Source organism: Pseudomonas sp. LBUM1671 (genome assembly GCF_059695685.1).
In genome coordinates this window covers 2116609-2135142 of sequence record NZ_CP166782.1, presented here as the reverse complement: position 1 = coordinate 2135142, position 18534 = coordinate 2116609, and the positions used below count along the sequence as shown (strand labels likewise).

General features: G+C 59.2%; 19 protein-coding genes. 8 read left to right on the top strand and 11 right to left on the bottom strand.

Features of this window, described 5'->3' with window-relative positions; translation table 11 throughout:
• Positions 1–100: 100 nt before the first annotated feature.
• Together rssC and rssB are read right to left on the bottom strand one after the other, a co-directional pair.
• Positions 101–583, bottom strand: a complete 483-nt coding sequence (gene rssC, locus ACA060_RS09720) for an anti-sigma factor antagonist RssC (RefSeq protein WP_007935262.1) — start codon at positions 581–583, stop codon at positions 101–103.
• Positions 583–1764 (bottom strand): two-component system response regulator RssB, encoded by a 1182-nt coding sequence (gene rssB / locus ACA060_RS09715; protein ID WP_010456296.1) that lies wholly within the window; start codon positions 1762–1764, stop codon positions 583–585. Before rssB ends, rssC begins: the two co-directional genes overlap by 1 nt.
• Positions 1765–2040: 276 nt before the next feature.
• Between rssB and ACA060_RS09710 the strand changes: the two genes are divergently transcribed.
• Positions 2041–2340, top strand: a complete 300-nt coding sequence (locus tag ACA060_RS09710) for a PilZ domain-containing protein (protein WP_109629025.1) — start codon at positions 2041–2043, stop codon at positions 2338–2340.
• A 60-nt stretch (positions 2341–2400) separates the two neighbouring features.
• On the opposite strand, the gene ACA060_RS09705 is transcribed toward ACA060_RS09710, so the two are convergent.
• The gene (locus ACA060_RS09705) at positions 2401–3090 is read right to left on the bottom strand and encodes an MlaA family lipoprotein (protein ID WP_109629023.1); all 690 of its coding nucleotides are present in this window, start codon (positions 3088–3090) and stop codon (positions 2401–2403) included.
• A 200-nt stretch (positions 3091–3290) separates the two neighbouring features.
• Here ACA060_RS09705 and pcrP point away from each other — a divergent pair, with 200 nt between their 5' ends.
• Both pcrP and ACA060_RS09695 read left to right on the top strand, forming a co-directional pair.
• The gene (pcrP, locus tag ACA060_RS09700; RefSeq protein WP_497316861.1) at positions 3291–3911 is read left to right on the top strand and encodes an HAD superfamily inactivated hydrolase PcrP; all 621 of its coding nucleotides are present in this window, start codon (positions 3291–3293) and stop codon (positions 3909–3911) included.
• Between the two features lie 109 nt (positions 3912–4020).
• Complete coding sequence (locus ACA060_RS09695) at positions 4021–4284, top strand: DUF4404 family protein (protein WP_109629019.1); 264 nt, start codon at positions 4021–4023, stop codon at positions 4282–4284.
• A gap of 83 nt (positions 4285–4367) precedes the next feature.
• Here the strand turns inward: ACA060_RS09695 and queF are convergent, their stop codons facing one another.
• Positions 4368–5198 (bottom strand): NADPH-dependent 7-cyano-7-deazaguanine reductase QueF, encoded by an 831-nt coding sequence (gene queF, locus ACA060_RS09690; protein WP_497316859.1) that lies wholly within the window; start codon positions 5196–5198, stop codon positions 4368–4370.
• Positions 5199–5259: 61 nt separating this feature from the next.
• Positions 5260–5784, bottom strand: a complete 525-nt coding sequence (copI, locus tag ACA060_RS09685) for a copper-resistant cuproprotein CopI (protein ID WP_497316857.1) — start codon at positions 5782–5784, stop codon at positions 5260–5262.
• A 155-nt stretch (positions 5785–5939) separates the two neighbouring features.
• Here copI and ACA060_RS09680 point away from each other — a divergent pair, with 155 nt between their 5' ends.
• Together ACA060_RS09680 and ACA060_RS09675 are read left to right on the top strand one after the other, a co-directional pair.
• A complete protein-coding gene (locus ACA060_RS09680; RefSeq protein ID WP_497316855.1) occupies positions 5940–6620 on the top strand; it encodes a heavy metal response regulator transcription factor in 681 nt (226 codons plus the stop codon).
• Positions 6620–7969: a heavy metal sensor histidine kinase gene (locus tag ACA060_RS09675; protein ID WP_497316853.1), complete on the top strand. Its 1350-nt coding sequence runs from the start codon at positions 6620–6622 to the stop codon at positions 7967–7969. Before ACA060_RS09680 ends, ACA060_RS09675 begins: the two co-directional genes overlap by 1 nt.
• 124 nt (positions 7970–8093) lie before the next feature.
• Here the strand turns inward: ACA060_RS09675 and ACA060_RS09670 are convergent, their stop codons facing one another.
• The 3 genes from ACA060_RS09670 to ACA060_RS09660 form a co-directional block, all read right to left on the bottom strand.
• Positions 8094–9338, bottom strand: a complete 1245-nt coding sequence (locus ACA060_RS09670) for a lipoprotein-releasing ABC transporter permease subunit (protein ID WP_497316851.1) — start codon at positions 9336–9338, stop codon at positions 8094–8096.
• 64 nt (positions 9339–9402) lie between these two features.
• Positions 9403–10086 (bottom strand): lipoprotein-releasing ABC transporter ATP-binding protein LolD, encoded by a 684-nt coding sequence (gene lolD / locus ACA060_RS09665; RefSeq protein ID WP_178082290.1) that lies wholly within the window; start codon positions 10084–10086, stop codon positions 9403–9405.
• A 7-nt stretch (positions 10087–10093) separates the two neighbouring features.
• Positions 10094–11344 (bottom strand): lipoprotein-releasing ABC transporter permease subunit, encoded by a 1251-nt coding sequence (locus ACA060_RS09660; RefSeq protein WP_497316849.1) that lies wholly within the window; start codon positions 11342–11344, stop codon positions 10094–10096.
• 94 nt (positions 11345–11438) lie between these two features.
• Here ACA060_RS09660 and ACA060_RS09655 point away from each other — a divergent pair, with 94 nt between their 5' ends.
• Together ACA060_RS09655 and ACA060_RS09650 are read left to right on the top strand one after the other, a co-directional pair.
• Complete coding sequence (locus tag ACA060_RS09655; RefSeq protein WP_109629003.1) at positions 11439–12017, top strand: PilZ domain-containing protein; 579 nt, start codon at positions 11439–11441, stop codon at positions 12015–12017.
• Between the two features lie 14 nt (positions 12018–12031).
• The gene (locus ACA060_RS09650) at positions 12032–12754 is read left to right on the top strand and encodes a glycerophosphodiester phosphodiesterase (RefSeq protein WP_497316847.1); all 723 of its coding nucleotides are present in this window, start codon (positions 12032–12034) and stop codon (positions 12752–12754) included.
• Between the two features lie 42 nt (positions 12755–12796).
• Here the strand turns inward: ACA060_RS09650 and sthA are convergent, their stop codons facing one another.
• Entirely contained in the window at positions 12797–14191 is a 1395-nt protein-coding gene (gene sthA / locus ACA060_RS09645; RefSeq protein WP_007907752.1) for a Si-specific NAD(P)(+) transhydrogenase, read from the bottom strand.
• A 207-nt stretch (positions 14192–14398) separates the two neighbouring features.
• On the bottom strand, positions 14399–15448 hold the full coding sequence (locus ACA060_RS09640; protein ID WP_497316846.1) for an FAD:protein FMN transferase: 1050 nt from the start codon (positions 15446–15448) through the stop codon (positions 14399–14401).
• Positions 15449–15581: 133 nt separating this feature from the next.
• On the opposite strand from ACA060_RS09640, the gene ACA060_RS09635 reads away from it, so the two are divergent.
• Positions 15582–16880: an MFS transporter gene (locus ACA060_RS09635; RefSeq protein WP_497316845.1), complete on the top strand. Its 1299-nt coding sequence runs from the start codon at positions 15582–15584 to the stop codon at positions 16878–16880.
• Positions 16881–17052: 172 nt separating this feature from the next.
• Here ACA060_RS09635 and ACA060_RS09630 read toward each other — a convergent pair whose 3' ends face one another.
• Positions 17053–18516 carry a glyceraldehyde-3-phosphate dehydrogenase gene (locus tag ACA060_RS09630; protein WP_497316844.1) on the bottom strand — a complete coding sequence of 488 codons (1464 nt, stop codon included), beginning with the start codon at positions 18514–18516 and terminating at the stop codon, positions 17053–17055.
• Between the last annotated feature and the right edge of the window lie 18 nt (positions 18517–18534).

The window sequence follows — 18534 nt, the reverse complement described above, 5'->3', positions numbered from 1 at the left end:
CGCAAAAAGGGCGAACCTTAACGGGTTCGCCCTTTTTTATGCGTAGATTTTGGGGCCGCTTCGCAGCCCAGCGGGAGCAAGCTCCCTCGCCACATAGAGATTAGTGGCGCTCTAGGGCATTCACCAGGTCATGGAACGCTTCACGATTGGAGTCATTCAGCCCCATGAGTATTTTGTGTGCCTCAAGCACTTTGATCCGCACCACTTCTTCGGACTGATCCTGGTCTGGCAAGTCGGTCAGGCACTCAGGGCACGGGATCGGGCGGTCAACGATGTTGAACACTTGCTCGAAGCCCATGGACTGCAGCAGACGGGTGATGTCTTCGTGGGTGGTGACGACGGTCGGCAGCAAGCCGACCTTTTGCCGCGACAGGATCGACAGTTTGGCCAGCAGGCCAAGGGTGGTGCTGTCGATGCTGCGGGTTTCGGTCAGGTCGATCACGATCGCGTTGAAGTTCAACGCGGTGAAGATCCGCTCAATAGTCGCATCCAACGCCGAACACAGGGTCAGGCGAACTTCACCGACGAACTTCAGGACGAAGGTGCCATCCTGCTCGGCGAACTGGATTCTACCGGTACTCATCAAAGATTCCTGCTCAACACCAACAGGGCGATATCATCCGGCATCTCCCCTAGCGTGGCCAATCCAAAAACCTGCCGCAGACCATCCAGGCTGCCGCCCGCTGCCTTGACCCGCTGGGGCAAAGCCGCTTCTTTTTCTTTGAGTGTAGGTTCTGGCAAAAGGTCCAGAATGCCATCGGACATCAGCGTCAGGCTGAACGTCGGCGGCAGTTCCAGCACGTGGTCTTCATAGGTGGCTTCATTAAAGAGGCCCACCGGCAGACCACGTCCTTCCAGATAACGAACACTGTCTGGCGTGTACAACACAGGCAACGGCAAATGACCACCGATGCTATAGGTCAACAAACCTGTCTCCTCGTCGATGACTCCACCGACCATTGTGACGTGTTTACCCAGCTTACAACTGATCAGGCCCCGGTTGATATGACCAAGGACCTCTGAAGGCTTGAATTCCGGCAATGTGCCGCTGCGCTTGGATTCGAACAGCAGGCGCGTGGTCATGAATTTCAGCAGCACGGTGACGAAGGCTGAAGAGGCGCCATGACCGGAAACGTCCGCCAGGTAGAAGGCTACCCGACGCTCGTCGACCCGAAAGTAGTCAACGAAATCACCCGACAGGTACAGCGACGGGATGATCTGGTGGGCAAACTGAAACTCGTCGATGGTCCAGGGGCTGACCGGCAGCATGTTCATCTGCACCTGGCGACCGGCGTTCTGGTCTTCCTGGAGCAGGTTCAGGCTGGCGGCGAGCTCGCGGTTGGCCTTTTCCAGCTTCTCGCGGTAGCGCTGGTTTTCCAGCAGCAGACGCGCGCGATCCAGGGCCCGGCGCACAGAATGCTCGAGCACAGCCAGATCCTCGAGAGGCTTGATCAGGTAGTCCGCCGCGCCCAGGCGCAAAGCCTCGACCGCGTCGTTCATCACGCCGGCACCCGAAACCACAATCACCGGGGTTTGCGGCGACAGCTCCGTGACCTGGCGAATGAGTTCGAGTCCGCCCATCTGCGGCATGCGCAGATCGCAGATGACCAAGTCGGGCTTGTCTTGCTCGAATACCTGAAGACCCTGCTGACCATTGCTGGCCTGCAGGACACTGAAACCACTGTCTTCCAAGTAGGCCGCGAGGCTCGCGCGCACTACTTCGTCATCATCGATTATCAGCAGCGTGGCACTGGTTTTTGGCATGTGGGCAAACGGCGCCAGAATTAGGTTGGCGTAGCAGGCACGGGGTTTAACCCGGCTCACACTACTGGATTCGCTTTCTAGCCTCTCTGTCGCACCGTTATCGGGCATTTGCCCTACACACAGGTACACCAGAGGTGCCCTTCTAAGGCGCAGACGGTACTCCCATCCGCGGGGCGTTTCAAGCTCACGCCGATGGTCGCTTGACGTCTTTACTTGTCAAATCACCGGGAGTTATAAGAACAGGCAAATCCGTAACCCAATGGAAGGATGAAGCTCATGAGCCAAACCGATCGGGACTACAGCGAAAAGCGCGATTTCATCCGCATGCGGGTCGATGCCGATGTGTCGCTGATTCACGAAGGTGATGAGGTGCCAGCCGTCTGCATCGACCTTTCCAGCAGCGGCATGCAGGTCGAGGCACCCCGCCTGTTCAAGGTCGGTGACCGGATCAACGTGCGCATCGATTCCGACCACGCCGCGCTCAAAGGCCTTGAAGCCGACACCGAAGTGGTCTGGGTAAAGGAACAGGACGGTGGCAGTCAGAAACTCGGGCTTACAATCTTGAAGATGAAATAAGCCCTGACCCAAACGAAAGAAGGCGGCCGATTGGCCGCCTTCTTCATTTACCGGTCGAGATCAAAAATCGTCTTCGACCTGGCCGTCTTTGACTTTGAACTCGCGGTTCTGCAAGTACGCATTGCGGATGAAGGTGTACTTGTCGCCCGTGATCAACTTCTCGCTCGACAGCAAGCTGGCGCGGGTATCGACGATGTTCAGGCCGAAGATCGAGTTACGCACGGGCACGTCGTTGATATAGCGGTACGGGCCGGTGTAGCCGTCGACGTACTTGGAGGGTGCGTCACGCAACGTGCTTGGACCCAACAGTGGCAGCATGACGTACGGGCCGCTGCCCACACCCCAGTAGCCGAGCGTCTGACCGAAGTCTTCATCGCTACGATTCAGGCCCATCTTCGTGCCGACATCGAAGAAGCCCAGCAAGCCGAAGGTGGTGTTGAAGATCAGTCGCGCCGTGTCTACGCCCGCGGCTGCCGGTTTGACCTGCAGGACGTTGTTGGCAAGGTTGGTGACATCACCGACGTTGCGAAACATGTTGTGAATCCCGTCTTCCAGAAACTGCGGCGTCACGAACTGATAGCCCTGAGCGATTGGCTTCAGTGCATAGGTGTCGACGAAATCATTAAACTGGAAGATAGGACGATTGACGCTTTCCCAAGGGTCTTCTTCCGTGGCGGCCTGGGCTGCAAACGGAACCAGCAACACGCTGGCACACACACTAAGCTGAGCTAGACGATTGCTCCAGCGCATAGAAAACTCCTTGGATTGTACTGACATGGGCACTTGGCCCAGGCGATAAGCTGGCTAGTATAAGACGGAAAAGCCGATTTAGGGCAGCCTCGCGCGCATTGGCCTGTGGATGATTCACCCTGATTGAGAGCGCTTCATATCAGTGTCACTCAACTGTCACCGGCAACGCATAGGCTTGTCGCTATTTCAGGGACGTTGATATGCCGCACGCCGAAGCCTTGCCCCTCGCTGCACCCAGCCTGACCGCCGTATTGTTCGGGCTCAGCGGTTGCCTGGTGGACTTCGGCGCCCGGATACGCCAGAACGATGCTCACACGCTCGAACATGCCGAGCTCACACCTGGCGCGCTGGACAGCCTGAACAGCTTGCAGCGTCAGCAGATTCCTTGTGCCTGGCTGGACGAGTTGTCCCCCGCCCTCAGCCATTCGCTGGCCGGCGCCCTGCCTGCATGGATCAAACCCTCGCAACACCACGCAACAATCAATCCTTGGCCGGCCCCGAACGCCTGTTGGCAAGCCTTGATGGCCTTGAATGTCCAACGACTGGACGGTTGCGTGCTGGTCAGCGGCGAACCGCGATTGCTGCAATCGGGACTGAACGCCGGGCTGTGGACGATCGGCCTGGCGTCCTGCGGCTCGCTTTGCGGGTTGGCACCCAGCGCATGGCAGGCCTTGAGCCAAAAGGAACGCGAGCATCGGCGCGGTAAAGCGACCGTGCAGCTGTTCAGTCTGGGCGTACATTCGGTGATCGATCACTTGGGCGAACTCGATACCTGCCTGGCCGACATCAGCCTGCGTCGGCTCAAGGGCGAAAAGCCCTGATCGAGATCATGCACGTTGCACAGGAGTGGATTAATCTAAAGGCAAGCCATAGACCTTTGGCGCGCTGCTGCGGTCTATGCCAGTGCCTATCGATAAAAGGAAGAACGCCATGCCTGCCCGCGAACTGCAAGAACAGCTCAATACTCTGCGCGAGCAATTGGAACAGAATCCGCCCCTGACGGAAGCCGAGCGCGAAGACCTGCACGCGCTGATGCAACAGATCGAATTGGAGCTCGAGATCGAAACCAAAACCCAGGACTCCAGCCTCGCCGACAATGTGAACCTGGCCGTCGAGCGCTTCGAAATTGAACACCCTACCCTTGCTGGCACCTTGCGCAACATCGTGCAAGCCTTGGCCAACATGGGGATCTGAACCCTCCAGATGCAAAAAAGCCCCGCTATCGCTAGCGGGGCTTTTTCATTTCTAGGAAATGCTTTCCCTTGTGGGAGCGGGCTTTATTGGCGGACCAACCGATGGTTCGGCAATTGCACGTCTTCAGTGCTGCGATACGGGTTGATGTCCAGCCCACCACGCCGCACATACCGCGCATAGACCGTCAACTTTTCCGGTTTCAGCAACCGCTGCAAGTCGAGAAAAATCCGCTCCACGCACTGTTCATGGAAGTCCGAGTGCTGACGGAAGCTCACGATGTACTCCAGCAGACTCGCGTGATCCAGCGCCGCGCCACGGTATTCCACCGCTACGCTGCCCCAGTCCGGCTGGCTGGTGACCGGGCAGTTGGATTTGAGCAAATGGCTGTGCACGCTCTCTTCGACAATGCGCGAATCGTCGCAACGCAGCAGCTCCGGACGCGGATGCTCGTAGTTGCTGACGCTGATTTCCAGGTCATCGATGCACACGCCCGGCAACGCCACAACGCCTTCGGCTTCAACATCCTTGAGGCTACGAATTCGCACACCAACCGGCTTGCCGGCAGCGGCCGACAGGTCTTCCACCAGCGTCGCTTCAAGGGTCGCGGTGTCGGCAAAAGGCGTCTGGTTCAACGAGTTCAGGTACAGCTTGAACGACTTCGACTCGATGATGTTCGGCGAATCCGCCGGGATGCTGAATTCGCCAATCGCCACCACCGGTTTGCCGGACGGCAACAGCCACGACAGCTCGAAGCAGTTCCAGAAGTCCACACCTTTGTAGGGCAGGGTCTGCGCCGTCAGGCCCAACTCGGCCCATTTCGCAGTGCGCGGGATCGGGAACAGCAGGGACGGCGTATAGGTGGCGATGTATTCGCTGGATTTGCCCAGCGGCGAGTGTTCGGCTGCGGGATGCATGGCGGAAACCTGACTGAAGAATCAGCGGATTCTACCAGCCTTTGCGCCCGCCTTTGAGTGCTTACTGACTGACAGTCAGTTTGCCGACCATGCCTGCCTGATAGTGGCCGGGAATATTGCAGGCAAATTCCAGGTTCGTGGCCTTGGTGAAGGTCCAGGTCAGCTCGGCGGTTTTACCCGGTTCGACGAAGACGCTGTTCGGGTCATCATGCTTCATCATTCCGTGATCCATGCCCGCCATCGAACCGTGGTCCATTTCCTTCATGCCTGTAGGCGTGAGCATGCCGCTCTGCTGCATCTTCAACATTTCCTGCTGATGCCGGGCATGCATCGCTGCGTCGCCGAGGTTGAATTCATGCAGCAACTGGCCTTTATTCACCAACACAAAACGAACCGTCTCACCGGCCTTGATATCAATCGCCTTGGCGGTGAACGACATGTCGCCCATCATCACCTCGACACTGCGGGTCGCCTTGGCCGCCGGGGCCGGTTGACCGAAATCGTAGGTAGGCGCCGGTGATGCCCACACCGGCGCGCTCAGTGCCAACAAGCACGCGGCCAGCACCCAAGGTTTGCGCAAAAACATAGTCGTACTCCAACAAGATAAGGTTCAGCCTGTGGAAAACTCTAAACTGTCGCCACTGCCCGCAACCTGACAGCCAGATTACAACTGTGTCAGGTTGGCCTGTACCACCGTTGCCCACGGTATAAAGCGTTCGTTCCATTTGCCTCGAGTCGCCCATGAAACTGCTGATCGTCGAAGACCAACCGAAAACCGGCCACTACCTGCGCCAGGGCCTGACCGAGGCCGGTTTCACCACCGAGCTGGCGGCCGACGGCAATACCGGGCAACAACTGGCGTTGAGTGGCGATTACGCGCTGTTGATCCTTGATGTGATGCTACCGGGCCGCGATGGCTGGCAAATTCTGCAAGCGGTACGCGGCTCCGGTCTCGATACGCCGGTACTTTTTCTGACGGCGCGAGATGCGGTGGAGGACAGAGTCCACGGCCTCGAACTCGGCGCCGACGATTATCTGGTCAAGCCGTTCGCCTTCTCCGAATTGCTGGCGCGGGTCCGCAGCTTGTTGCGACGTGGCAGTGCTTCGCCGCAGGAAACCAGCCTGCAACTGGCCGACTTGCGCATGGATTTGATCCGCCGCCGGGTAGAGCGAGGCGGTCAGCGCATCGACCTGACAGCCAAGGAATTCGCGCTGCTGGAAATGCTCCTGCGGCGCCAGGGCGAAGTGTTGCCCAAATCGCTGATCGCCTCCCAGGTCTGGGACATGAATTTCGACAGCGACACCAATGTCATCGAGGTCGCGATCCGCCGTTTGCGCCTGAAGGTCGACGATGAGTTCCCCAACAAGCTGATTCATACCGTGCGCGGCATGGGTTATGTCCTTGAAGAGCGCCCTGCCTGATGCGTCGACTTTCGCTGAGCAGCCGTCTGGCGCTGCTGTTTGCGGCCTGTACCGCCGTGGTTTCATTGTTTGCCGGAGTATTGTTCAGTCGCGCCAGTGAGGCGCACTTCATTGAGCTCGACCAGCAGTTGCTGGAGGGCAAGTTGATTGGTTTGCGTCGGGCGCTGCACGACATTCAGTCGAGTGAAAGCGAAGTCAAACTGGCTGACGAGCTGAGCCAGCAGGCGGATCTGTCGCTGCGAATCACCGGCAGCGATGGCCAGCGCTGGTATGACAGCTCGGCGCGGCTACCGCAAAAAACCCCGCAAAAACCGGGTTTATCCACGCTGAACGATGACGGCACCGATTATCGCGTGCTGAATGCGCCGTTATTTGTCGACCGCCCCGATTCACCACAACTGACCTTGCTGCTGGACATCACCCATCACCAGCACTTTCTTCAACGCATGCAGCACCTGATCTGGCTGACTGTCGGTTTGTCAGCGCTGGCCACCGCGCTGCTCGGTGCGTGGGCGGCGCGCAGTGGCTTGCGCCCGTTGCGGCGTATGAGTGCGATTGCCAGCGGCGTATCGGCACAATCGCTCAATGCCCGGCTGCCCGAAGCGAATATGCCGTCGGAGCTCACGGAATTGGCCCACAGCTTCAACGCCATGCTCGGACGCCTCGACGACTCGTTTCAACGTCTTTCGGCGTTTTCCGCTGACATCGCCCATGAACTGCGCACGCCACTGTCGAACCTGCTGACCCACACCCAGGTCACCCTCACCCGCCCTCGGCCGATAGAGGATTATCGCGAAGCGCTGCACAGCAACCTCGAAGAACTGCAATGGATGGCGCAACTGGTCAACGACATGCTGTACCTGGCCAAGGCTGACCATGGTTTGCTGACGCCCAAGCACGAATCCCTGGAACTGGCAGAAGAAGCGGATGTGTTATTGGAGTTCTTTGCGCCGTTGGCGGAAGACGCCCGGGTGACAATGAGCCGTGACGGCTGCGCGCGGATGGCGGGCGACCGCAGCATGTTGCGGCGTGCGCTGTCGAATCTTCTGGATAACGCGATGCGGTTTACGCCCGCTGATGGCGAGGTTCGGGTGCGGATTGTCGATCAGGTCAACGGCTTGAGCTTAACGGTTGAGAACAGTGGCGAAGGCATTGATGCGGCGTTGCTGCCGCGATTGTTTGACCGGTTTTATCGGGGTGATCCGGCGCGCCAGGAAGGCAGCAGTGAACATGCGGGGTTGGGTTTGGCGATTACGCAGTCGATCATTCGTGCCCATGGTGGACAGATTCGATGTGAATCGGAGAATGGGTGGACGCGGTTTGTGATTGAGTTGCCGAAGGGGGATTGAGGCCAGCAGTTCTGGCCCCATCGCGAGCAGGCTCGCTCCCACAGTGACCGAGTTGAATCACAATATTGTGAACGGCCCAAAAACCTGTAGGAGCGAGGCTTGCCCGCGATGACGGTGTAACGGCTTACGAATAACGCAACGCGTGAGCCGGCTCGATCTTCGCCGCACGCCAAGCCGGGTATACCGTCGCCAGGAAGCTCAAGACGAACCCCGCCGAGCAGATCAACAGCACATCCCCACCCTGCAGTTCCGAAGGCAGGTTGCTGACGAAATACACGTCGGAACTGAAGATGTGCTGGCCACTGACCCGCTCCATCCAGCCCACCAACTCACTGACGTTCAACGCCGCAATCACGCCGAGCACCCCACCGATCAAGGTGCCGACAACCCCGATCACCGTGCCCTGCACCATGAAGATCGCCATGATCTGCCGCGGTGTCGCGCCGATGGTGCGCAGGATCGCGATGTCCGCGCCCTTGTCGTTCACCACCATGATCAGCGTTGCGATGATGTTGAACGCCGCCACCGCGACGATCATCAGCAACAGCAGACCAATCATGGTTTTTTCCATCTTCATCGCACTGAACAGGCTGCCCTGGGTGTGGGTCCAGTCGTCAGCCCTGTAAGCAGTGCCCAGCCCGCTGGCAACATCACTGGAGACCTTCGGCGCCGCGTACAAATCCTTCACCGCCAAACGCACGCTCTGCACCTGATTCGGTTCCCAGTGCTGCATCTGCGCGGCATCGGCGACGTGGATCAGCGCCATCGAGCCATCCAGCTCGGCGCCGACCTTGAACACGCCGACCACATTCAGCCGCTGCATGCGCGGGGTGATGCCCCCCGGTGCGCTGCTGATTTCCGGCACGATCAGAGTGATCTTGTCGCCGACGTTCAAGCGGAAACGTCGCGCAGTGATTTCGCCGATCACCACGCCAAACTCGCCCGGTTTCAAGGCATCGAGACGGCCCTGAACAATGTGCTTGGCGACAATAGAGACCTTGCCTTCCAGCGCCGGATCAACACCGCTGACCTGGATCGGCTGCATCGTGCCTTTATAGGAGAGCATGCCTTCCATCTCGGTGAACGGCACAGCAGCGGTGACTTCCGGATTTTTCATCGCGGCGGCGGCCACGGGCTGCCAATCGTCGATCGGCTTCACGCCAACGATGGTCGCGTGCGGCACCATGCCGAGGATGCGCGAGCTCATCTCGCGTTGGAAGCCGTTCATCACCGACAGCACCACGATCATCGCCAGCACACCGAGGGCGAGGCCGATCATCGAGGTCATCGAGATGAAGGAAACAAAGCGATTGCGACGCTTGGCGCGGGTATAGCGCGTGCCGATAAAGATCGATAACGGTCTGAACATTCGCTGGGGCACCGTATAAAAATAAAAGACCCGACGCGTTCTTCACACGTCGGGTTTCGGTCAATCAGATGGGCGTCAGGCAACCTTCCTGCAAATGCAGGACGCGATCCATCTGGCGGGCCAGGTTCATGTCGTGAGTCACCACCAGGAACGCCGTGCGCATCGAGGTGCTGAGTTCCAGCATCAAATCCTGAATGCCCTGGGCGGTGTGGGAGTCGAGGTTGCCGGTCGGCTCGTCGAGCATCACCAGGCCTGGCTTGTTCACCAGCGCGCGGGCGATGGCCACACGCTGACGTTCGCCGCCGGACAGTTCGGCCGGTTTGTGCTCCAGGCGATGGCCCAGCCCTACCCGCTCCAGCAACGCGGTCGCACGCTGACGCGCTTCCGGGATCGCGGTCTTGCCGATCAGCAGCGGCATGCAGACGTTTTCCAGCGCGGTGAACTCAGGCAGCAAATGGTGGAACTGGTAAACGAAACCCAGCGACCGGTTGCGCAGCAGGCCGCGATTCTTCTCGCTCAGGGCCGACAACTCTTCGCCGTCGAGCCAGACGCTGCCCTTGGTCGGCGTGTCGAGACCGCCCAACAGGTTGAGCAAAGTACTTTTGCCCGAACCCGAGGTGCCGACAATTGCCACGCGCTCACCCGGATGCAACTCCAGTTGCAGGCCGGCCAGCACTTCTACCGACTCCGGGCCTTCCTCGTAGGATTTGCCCAGGTCGCGGCAGCTCAAGATTGCTTTATCACTCATACCCAACTCACTCATAACGTAGCGCCTCCGCAGGCTGGGTGCGCGCGGCACGCCAGGCTGGATACAGGGTGGCGAGGAAACTCAGGACCAACGCGGCGGCGCAGACCATCAATACGTCCTGGCTCTGCACTTGCGACGGCAGGTAATCGATGAAGTAGACGTCGGCGTTGAGGAACTTATGGCCGATCAACCCTTCGAGGGCTGAGATAGCGGCGCTGACGTTCAGCGCGGCGAAAATCCCGACCACGGCGCCGATCAGCGTACCGATCACGCCAATGACCGTGCCCTGGACCATGAAGATCGCCATGATCTGCCCCGGCGTGGAGCCCAGGGTGCGCAGAATCGCGATGTCGCCCTTCTTGTCGTTCACCACCATCACCAGTGTAGAAATGATGTTGAACGCGGCGACGGCGACGATCAGCAGCAACAGCAGGCCGATCATGGCTTTTTCCATGCGGATCGCCTGATACAGATTGCCATGGGTGCGTGTCCAGTCCCGGGCATAGAAATGGTCTTCGCCAAGTTGCTGGGCGATGTTCCACGCCGTGCGCGGGGCCTGGAACAGGTCGTCGAACTTCAGGCGGATGCCCTGGACCTGATCCGGTATCCAGCGATGCAACTTTGCCAGATCCTGCAGGTTCGTCACGCCCAGATAGCCGTCGATCTCACCGGCGCCGACATGAAAGATGCCGACCACAGTAAAGCGTTTCATGCGCGGGAACATCCCGGCCGGGGTGACGGTGACTTCCGGCGCCACGAACGTCAGCTTGTCGCCGATGGCCGCGCCGAGCTTCGCGGCAGCCTTGTCGCCGATGACGATGCCGAAGCTGCCTGGCGTGAGGTCGTCGAGTTTGCCCTGCTGCATGAAGTTATCAATGATCGAGACCTGGCGTTCCAGCGCAGGGTCGATGGCATTGAGCAGGACTTTGGAGACCTTGCCGTTGTTGGTTAGCAAGCCCTGCATCTGGGTGAACGGCGCCACGGCCGTCACCTGCGGGTTCTGCTTGACCTTGGCGGCCAGGCTTTGCCAGTCGCTGATCGGTTCACCGGACTCGATGGTCGCGTGGGGCACCATGCCCAGCACGCGGGTGCGCATCTCATGATCGAAGCCGTTCATGACCGACAGCACGACGATCATCACGACCACGCCGAGGGCGAGTCCGATCATTGAGGTCAGGGAAATGAACGACACAAAATGATTGCGACGCTTTGCACGGGTATAACGCGTGCCAATAAATACGAAGAGAGGTCTGAACATGTCGGGGCTTGTTCGGAGGGAAAAGGAACGTCCTTGTGGCGGGGGTCGATAACCAGCTTTACACTCAGACCACCGCCGCTACCATGGGTTCGCCATGTCGACATTAGATGAAGAAGATCGCCGCGAATACTACCGTATCGAGGACACGATCGCACTGGAAATTCGGCCCCTGTCCGCTCCCGAAGCTGCAGGCCAGGAAGTGTTGCAGGATGCTTCCCCTCTGTTCAACTTGCTCAGCGAACTGCACCTGAGCGAATTCGAGTCGCAGCACCTGCTGCGCCAGATCAGTGAGCGCGACCGCAACCTCGCAGCGTTCCTGAAATCCCAGAACAAACGCATCGATCTGCTGAGCCAGGTGATCGCCATCACCGTGCTCGGGCAGATCGGCGAGCCGCAGCCGGTGATCATTTCCGAAGGCGGCATCGACTTTCAATACCCGACACCCATCGCCGTGGGCGCGCACCTGTCGGTCAAGCTGGTACTGATGCCGCAAGCCCTCGGCCTGTTGCTGCGGGCCAAGGTCACGCATTGCGATCGCAAGGCGGGTGCCTACGACGTCGGCACCGAGTTCGAATACCCGACCGACGCGCAGCGCCAATTGCTCGCCCGCTACATTTTGCAGAAGCAGGCCCAGGAACGACGTCTGGCCCGCGAAAACGAATCAGGCATTTAATTTAAGGAAGAACCGTGACTCTCATCTACGGCCATCGCGGCGCCAAGGGCGAAGCACCGGAAAACACGCTGACCAGTTTTCAGCAATGCCTCAAGCACGGCGTGCGCCGCTGCGAACTGGACCTGCACCTGTCCATGGACAACGAGTTGATGGTCATCCACGACCCGACGCTCAAACGCACTACCGACCGACGCGGCAAGGTCGTCGAGCACACGGCGGCAGAACTGGTGACCTACGACGCACGCAAGGGCGGTCCGGGCTGGATCAAGCCCTGCCCGATCCCAACGCTGGAAGAACTGTTCGAGAAATGCGATTTCGAGCACTGGCAGCTGGAAGTCAAAAGCGCTTCACGCACCCGCGCCGCGACGACCGTGCTGGCGATTCGCGAAATGGCCCAGCGTTTCGGCCTGCTCGACAAGGTCACGATCACGTCGAGCTCACGTGAAGTACTGAAAGCCGCGCTCGACCTGGTGCCGGACGTGTCCCGTGGATTGGTGGCCGAGTATGCGTGGCTGGACCCGTTGAAGGTCGCGCAAAGTTATGGCTGTGAGATTCTGGCGCTGAACTGGACCCTGTGTACGCCGGAACGCCTGCAGAAGGCGCAGCGTCAGGGGTTGCATGTGTCGGTGTGGACAGTCAACGAGCCCGCGCTGATGCGCAGACTCGCCGACTTCGGCGTTGACAGCCTGATTACAGACTTTCCCGGTTTGGCCAGCGCCACCCTCGAGAGTTGCTGAAATCGGTCTCCCCGGCCGGCTCAGGCCACCGGCCGGAGCCGCTCAAAAAAGCCGGTTGAGGCCATCGTACGCCGCTACCCGATAGGCTTCGGCCATGGTCGGGTAGTTGAACGTCGTGTTGACGAAGTACTTCAAGGTGTTCAATTCGCCCGGCTGGCTCATGATCGCCTGGCCGATGTGCACGATCTCTGACGCCTGATAACCGAAGCAGTGAACGCCCAGCACTTCCAGGGTCTCGCGGTGGAACAGGATTTTCAGCATGCCCTGAGGCTCGCCGGCAATCTGTGCACGCGCCATACTCTTGAAGAACGCCTTGCCCACTTCGTACGGCACCTTGGCCTGGGTCAGCTCCTGCTCGTTCTTGCCGATCGAGCTGATCTCCGGAATGGTGTAGATGCCGGTCGGCACGTCATTCACGAAGCGCCAGCTATTGTTATCGACGATGCTGCCAGCGGCCGAACGACCCTGGTCGTGCGCGGCACTGGCCAGGCTCGGCCAGCCGATCACGTCACCGGCGCCGTAAATGTTCGGTACGCAGGTGCGGTAGGCTTCGTCGACTTCGATCTGGCCACGGCTGTTGACCTTCACGCCGATGTTTTCCAGGCCCAGCTGATCGGTGTTGCCGGTACGGCCGTTACACCAGAGCAAGGCGTCGGCCTTGATCTTCTTGCCGGACTTGAGGTGCAGGATCACGCCGTTGTCCACGCCTTCGACGCGGTCGTAGTCTTCGTTGTGGCGAACCGTGATGTTGTTGTTGCTGAAGTGATAGCTCAGGGCCTGGGAAATTTCCGAGTCCAGGAAACTCAGCAACTGACCACGGTTGTCCACCAGTTCGACCAGTACACCCAGGCCACTGAAGATCGACGCGTACTCGCAACCGATCACACCAGCGCCGTAAACAATGAGTTTGCGCGGGGTGTGGCCGAGGCTGAGGATGGTGTCGCTATCGTAGATACGCGGGTGATGGAAATCGATGTCCGCCGGGCGATAAGGACGCGAACCGGTGGCGATGATGATGTGCTTGGCCACCAGTTTTTCGACCACGCCGTTGGCGCAGACCACTTCGATGGTTTGCTCGTCGGCGAAGCTGCCGGTGCCGAAGAACACGTCGACGCGGTTACGGGCGTAGTAGCCAGTGCGCGAGGCGACTTGTTTGGAAATGACTTTTTCTGCGCTTTTCAGCACGTCCGGGAACGAGAACCAGCGCGGCTCACCAATCGCCCGGAACATCGGGTTGGTATTGAACTGCATGATCTGCCGGACCGAGTGACGCAGTGCCTTGGACGGGATGGTACCCAGGTGGGTGCAGTTGCCGCCGACCTGGCGACGGCTATCGACCATCGCCACCTTGCGCCCTGCTTTGGCGGCGTTCATTGCCGCGCCTTCTCCCGCCGGGCCGGAACCCAGTACCACCACGTCGTAGTTGTAGACAGCCATGCGTACTCCTCAGAACAGGCCGCGGCGCCCTCGGCACCTGCGGCTAAATCACGCCGATCTGTGGCGTGAAGGAACAATTTGGGGCCAATGCAGAACCCGGACACAGTCTATAGAAGCGTCAACGCCGGGCACATTAACCCTTGGTCGCGTCGTAGGCTAGTTTTGCCTGCACTACAACGCCAGTCTTCAATGCGCTGATCGCCGCAATCATTTGGTTTTACCACCACTGAGGCGCTCAAAAGCCTGATTGGTTCGTGTGACGAAACCTGTATCGGCACGAATCACAAAAAATGCGCCGATATCGTGTTTTTCTGCGTAGTCCCAACCGCGCTCCGGGCCGAGAATCAGCAACAGCGTCGATAAGCCATCGGCCATTAACGCGGAAGGATTAATCACCGTGACTGATGCCAGGGTGTGCGAGACCGGCGCACCAGTGCGGGCATCGAAGGTGTGGGAATAGCGCTTGCCGTCCTGCTGAAAATAATTGCGGTAGTCGCCGGAGGTGGACAGACCGTAGCCGTCGATGGCGATGATGCGTTCGGCCACTTGCTGGTCGTCGCGGGGTTCTTCCAGCGCGATCTTCCAGGCTGAGCCATCGAGCTTTTTGCCCGCAGCCTTCAGCTCCCCGGTGACTTCGGCGAGGTAGTTGTGGATTCCCATCGCTTCGAGTTTTTCGGCAATGGTGTCGACGGCGTAACCGGCGGCGATGCTGTTGAAGTCGACTTCGACGGCGGCATCCTTGCACAGCTGATCGCGGTCGATGCGCAGGTGCTGGTAGCCGACCCGCTGCCTTACTTCGGCGAGCGCTTGAGCTGCGGGGACTTTTTCCTCGCGGGCCTGCGGGCCGAAACCCCAAAGGTTGAGCAACGGTTCCACCGTCAGGTCGTAGGAGCCTTCGCTTTGTTCTGAGAGTTGCTCGCCGACGCGTACCAGTTTGAGGATTGAGGCTGGCATTTTCTGACAGCGATTGGCAGGCAAGTCGTTGAAGCGCTCGATGTCGGAGTCGCTGCGATAAGTCGACATTTGCTGATCGACGTCGGCGAGGATTTTTTCTACTTCGGCCTGCACCGCTTTCGGCCCGGGCGTGGAGGAATGTCTTGCGTATTGAATGGAATAACGACTGCCCATGGTCGGGCCGTCGAAGCGTTCCAGGCTGTCGCCGTTGCCACAACCGGACAAAACGCCGGCCAGCACCACAAGTCCACCCCACCGTCCAGTTAACAAATCTTCATCTCCCCTCAAAACCGCGCCCGCCATTATGGGCCTCAGAGCGCATGGGAGCGAGGTCTGCCAGTGCCCGTCAGTAAGACGCAAAATCTGAGGGAGCGAACCTGCTCGCTCCCTCAGGCCCAGCGTTTCAAGCAAGATTTACCAGCGTGAGTACCTGAAAATGTCTTCCAATACGAGCAAAGGCAAAGCGATTTTTCGCGTTGTCAGCGGTAACTTTCTCGAAATGTTCGACTTTATGGTCTACGGCTTTTACGCCACGGCCATTGCCAAAACCTTCTTCCCTGCCGACAGCGCGTTCGCCTCCCTGATGTTGTCGCTGGCCACTTTTGGTGCCGGCTTCCTGATGCGCCCACTGGGTGCGATTTTCCTCGGCGCCTACATCGACCGTCATGGCCGCCGCAAAGGCTTGATCATCACCCTGGCGATGATGGCGGCCGGTACGGTGCTGATTGCCTGCGTGCCGGGTTACGCCACCCTCGGCGTCGCCGCGCCGTTGCTCGTGTTGTTCGGCCGACTGCTGCAAGGCTTCTCGGCCGGCGTGGAACTGGGCGGTGTCTCGGTGTACCTGGCGGAGATTTCCACCCCGGGCCGCAAGGGCTTCTTTGTCAGTTGGCAGTCCGCCAGCCAGCAAGCCGCAGTGGTGTTCGCCGGTCTGCTCGGCGTCGGTTTGAACCATTGGCTCAGCCCGGAAGAGATGGGTGACTGGGGCTGGCGCGTGCCATTCCTGATCGGCTGCATGATCGTGCCGGTGATTTTCGTGATTCGTCGTTCGCTGGAAGAAACCCCGGAGTTCCAGGCGCGCAAACACCGGCCTACCCTGCGCGACGTGGTCCGCTCGATCAGTCAGAACTTCGGCATCGTCATCGCCGGCATGGCGCTGGTGGTGATGACCACCGTGTCGTTCTACTTGATCACTGCCTACACCCCGACCTTTGGCAAAGCCGAACTGCACCTGTCCGATCTGGATGCGTTGTTGGTGACAGTGTGCATCGGCCTGTCGAACTTCTTCTGGTTGCCGGTGATGGGTGCTGTGTCCGACAAAATCGGGCGTAAACCCCTACTGCTGACGGCGACCATTCTGGCGATCCTCACGGCCTACCCTGCCCTGTCGTGGCTGGTGGCAAACCCGAGCTTCAGCCATTTGCTGATTGTCGAGTTGTGGCTGTCGTTCCTGTACGGCTCGTACAACGGCGCCATGGTCGTGGCGCTGACCGAGATCATGCCGGTGGAAGTTCGTACGACTGGTTTCTCGTTGGCCTACAGCCTGGCGACTGCAACGTTCGGCGGGTTTACACCGGCGGCGTGCACGTACCTGATCCATGTGCTGGACAACAAAGCGGCACCGGGGATCTGGCTCAGTGGCGCGGCGGTGTTGGGGTTGATCGCGACGCTGGTGTTGTTCAAAGGCAATCGGCATGAACTGCGGACTGCGCAGGCTTCTGTGGCTGGCGGCGCTTGATAGATCGCCATCGCTAGCAGGCTAGCTCCCACACTGGATGTGTAGCGTTCACAAGTCCCCTGTGGGAGCTAGCCTGCTAGCGATGAGGCGGGTGCTGGCAACAAAGACCTGACAGACACACAAACAAAAACGCCCCGACCAAAGTCGGGGCGTTTTCATGTGCAGCTAAGGCTTAGCGCGGGAATGCTGGCGGGTTTACACCGGCCATGTCTTCCATCACACGAACCACCTGGCAGCTGTAACCGAATTCGTTGTCGTACCAAACGTACAGAACAACGCGGTTGTCTTGGGTGATGGTCGCTTCAGCGTCCACAACGCCTGCGTGGCGCGAGCCAACGAAGTCGGTGGAAACCACTTCCTGCGAGTTGACGTAGTCGATTTGCTTATGCAGATCGGAGTGCAACGCCATGTAGCGCAGGTAATCGTTCATCTCTTCACGGGTAGCGGCTTTCTCAAGGTTCAGGTTGAGAATGGCCATCGACACGTTTGGCGTCGGAACGCGGATCGCGTTACCGGTCAGCTTGCCGGCCAGTTCAGGCAGAGCCTTGGCAGCAGCGGTGGCAGCACCGGTCTCGGTGATCACCATGTTCAGCGCGGCACTACGGCCACGGCGATCGCCTTTGTGGAAGTTGTCGATCAGGTTCTGGTCGTTGGTGTACGAGTGAACGGTTTCGACGTGGCCATTGATGATGCCGAACTTGTCGTTGACAGCCTTCAGTACCGGCACGATGGCGTTGGTGGTGCAGGAAGCGGCCGACACGATCTTGTCATCAGCGGTGATTTCACCGTGGTTGATGCCGTGAACGATGTTCTTCAGCTTGCCTTTACCCGGCGCGGTCAGAACAACGCGATCGATACCCGGGCAAGTCAGGTGCTGGCCCAGGCCATCGGCGTCACGCCATACACCGGTGTTGTCCACCAGCAGCGCGTCTTTGATGCCGTACTGGGTGTAATCCACTTCAGTCGGGTTTTTCGCGTAGATAACCTGGATCAGGTTGCCGTTGGCGGTGATGGTGTTGTTGACTTCATCAATGGTGATGGTGCCATCGAACGGACCATGAACCGAGTCACGACGCAGCAGGCTTGCACGCTTGACCAGATCGTTCTCGGCGCCCTTGCGGACAACGATGGCGCGCAGACGCAGGCCGTCGCCACCACCGGTTTTCTCGATCAGGATGCGCGCCAGCAGACGACCGATACGACCGAAGCCGTACAGGACAACGTCGGTGCCTTTACGAGCGGCAACGTTTTGCTGACCAACGACGTCAGCCAGTTCTTCGCGAACGAACTGCTCGGCAGTGCGGCCATTGCCTTCGGCCTTGAACTTGACGGCAAGCTTGCCCAAGTCAACCGAAGCGGCGCCGAGCTTGAGCTCGCTCATCGCCTTGAGCAGCGGGAATGTTTCGTGGACGGACAATTCGCTGTCATCGGACTGACGATGACGAGCAAAGCGGTGAGCTTTGAGAATCGCAATGACTGAACGATTGATCAGGCTGCGGCCATAGATCGAGCTCACCACATTGTTATTGCGGTAGAGCTGACCGATAAGCGGAATCATCGCTTCTGCGAGTGCTTCACGGTCGATCCATTCACCAAGACACTGGTCGGGCTTCTGAGTCACGGGAACCTTCCACATGTAGGGGCAGAAAAAAGG

Excerpts from the sequence above, each read along its gene's own strand:
- rssC (WP_007935262.1), bottom strand. The coding sequence starts at position 583 with ATGAGTACCGGTAGAATCCAGTTCGCCGAGCAGGATGGCACCTTCGTC.
- rssB (WP_010456296.1), bottom strand. The coding sequence starts at position 1,764 with ATGCCAAAAACCAGTGCCACGCTGCTGATAATCGATGATGACGAAGTA.
- ACA060_RS09710 (WP_109629025.1), top strand. The coding sequence starts at position 2,041 with ATGAGCCAAACCGATCGGGACTACAGCGAAAAGCGCGATTTCATCCGC.
- ACA060_RS09705 (WP_109629023.1), bottom strand. The coding sequence starts at position 3,090 with ATGCGCTGGAGCAATCGTCTAGCTCAGCTTAGTGTGTGTGCCAGCGTG.
- pcrP (WP_497316861.1), top strand. The coding sequence starts at position 3,291 with ATGCCGCACGCCGAAGCCTTGCCCCTCGCTGCACCCAGCCTGACCGCC.
- ACA060_RS09695 (WP_109629019.1), top strand. The coding sequence starts at position 4,021 with ATGCCTGCCCGCGAACTGCAAGAACAGCTCAATACTCTGCGCGAGCAA.
- queF (WP_497316859.1), bottom strand. The coding sequence starts at position 5,198 with ATGCATCCCGCAGCCGAACACTCGCCGCTGGGCAAATCCAGCGAATAC.
- copI (WP_497316857.1), bottom strand. The coding sequence starts at position 5,784 with ATGTTTTTGCGCAAACCTTGGGTGCTGGCCGCGTGCTTGTTGGCACTG.
- ACA060_RS09680 (WP_497316855.1), top strand. The coding sequence starts at position 5,940 with ATGAAACTGCTGATCGTCGAAGACCAACCGAAAACCGGCCACTACCTG.
- ACA060_RS09675 (WP_497316853.1), top strand. The coding sequence starts at position 6,620 with ATGCGTCGACTTTCGCTGAGCAGCCGTCTGGCGCTGCTGTTTGCGGCC.
- ACA060_RS09670 (WP_497316851.1), bottom strand. The coding sequence starts at position 9,338 with ATGTTCAGACCGTTATCGATCTTTATCGGCACGCGCTATACCCGCGCC.
- lolD (WP_178082290.1), bottom strand. The coding sequence starts at position 10,086 with ATGAGTGATAAAGCAATCTTGAGCTGCCGCGACCTGGGCAAATCCTAC.
- ACA060_RS09660 (WP_497316849.1), bottom strand. The coding sequence starts at position 11,344 with ATGTTCAGACCTCTCTTCGTATTTATTGGCACGCGTTATACCCGTGCA.
- ACA060_RS09655 (WP_109629003.1), top strand. The coding sequence starts at position 11,439 with ATGTCGACATTAGATGAAGAAGATCGCCGCGAATACTACCGTATCGAG.
- sthA (WP_007907752.1), bottom strand. The coding sequence starts at position 14,191 with ATGGCTGTCTACAACTACGACGTGGTGGTACTGGGTTCCGGCCCGGCG.
- ACA060_RS09640 (WP_497316846.1), bottom strand. The coding sequence starts at position 15,448 with ATGGCGGGCGCGGTTTTGAGGGGAGATGAAGATTTGTTAACTGGACGG.
- ACA060_RS09635 (WP_497316845.1), top strand. The coding sequence starts at position 15,582 with ATGTCTTCCAATACGAGCAAAGGCAAAGCGATTTTTCGCGTTGTCAGC.
- ACA060_RS09630 (WP_497316844.1), bottom strand. The coding sequence starts at position 18,516 with ATGTGGAAGGTTCCCGTGACTCAGAAGCCCGACCAGTGTCTTGGTGAA.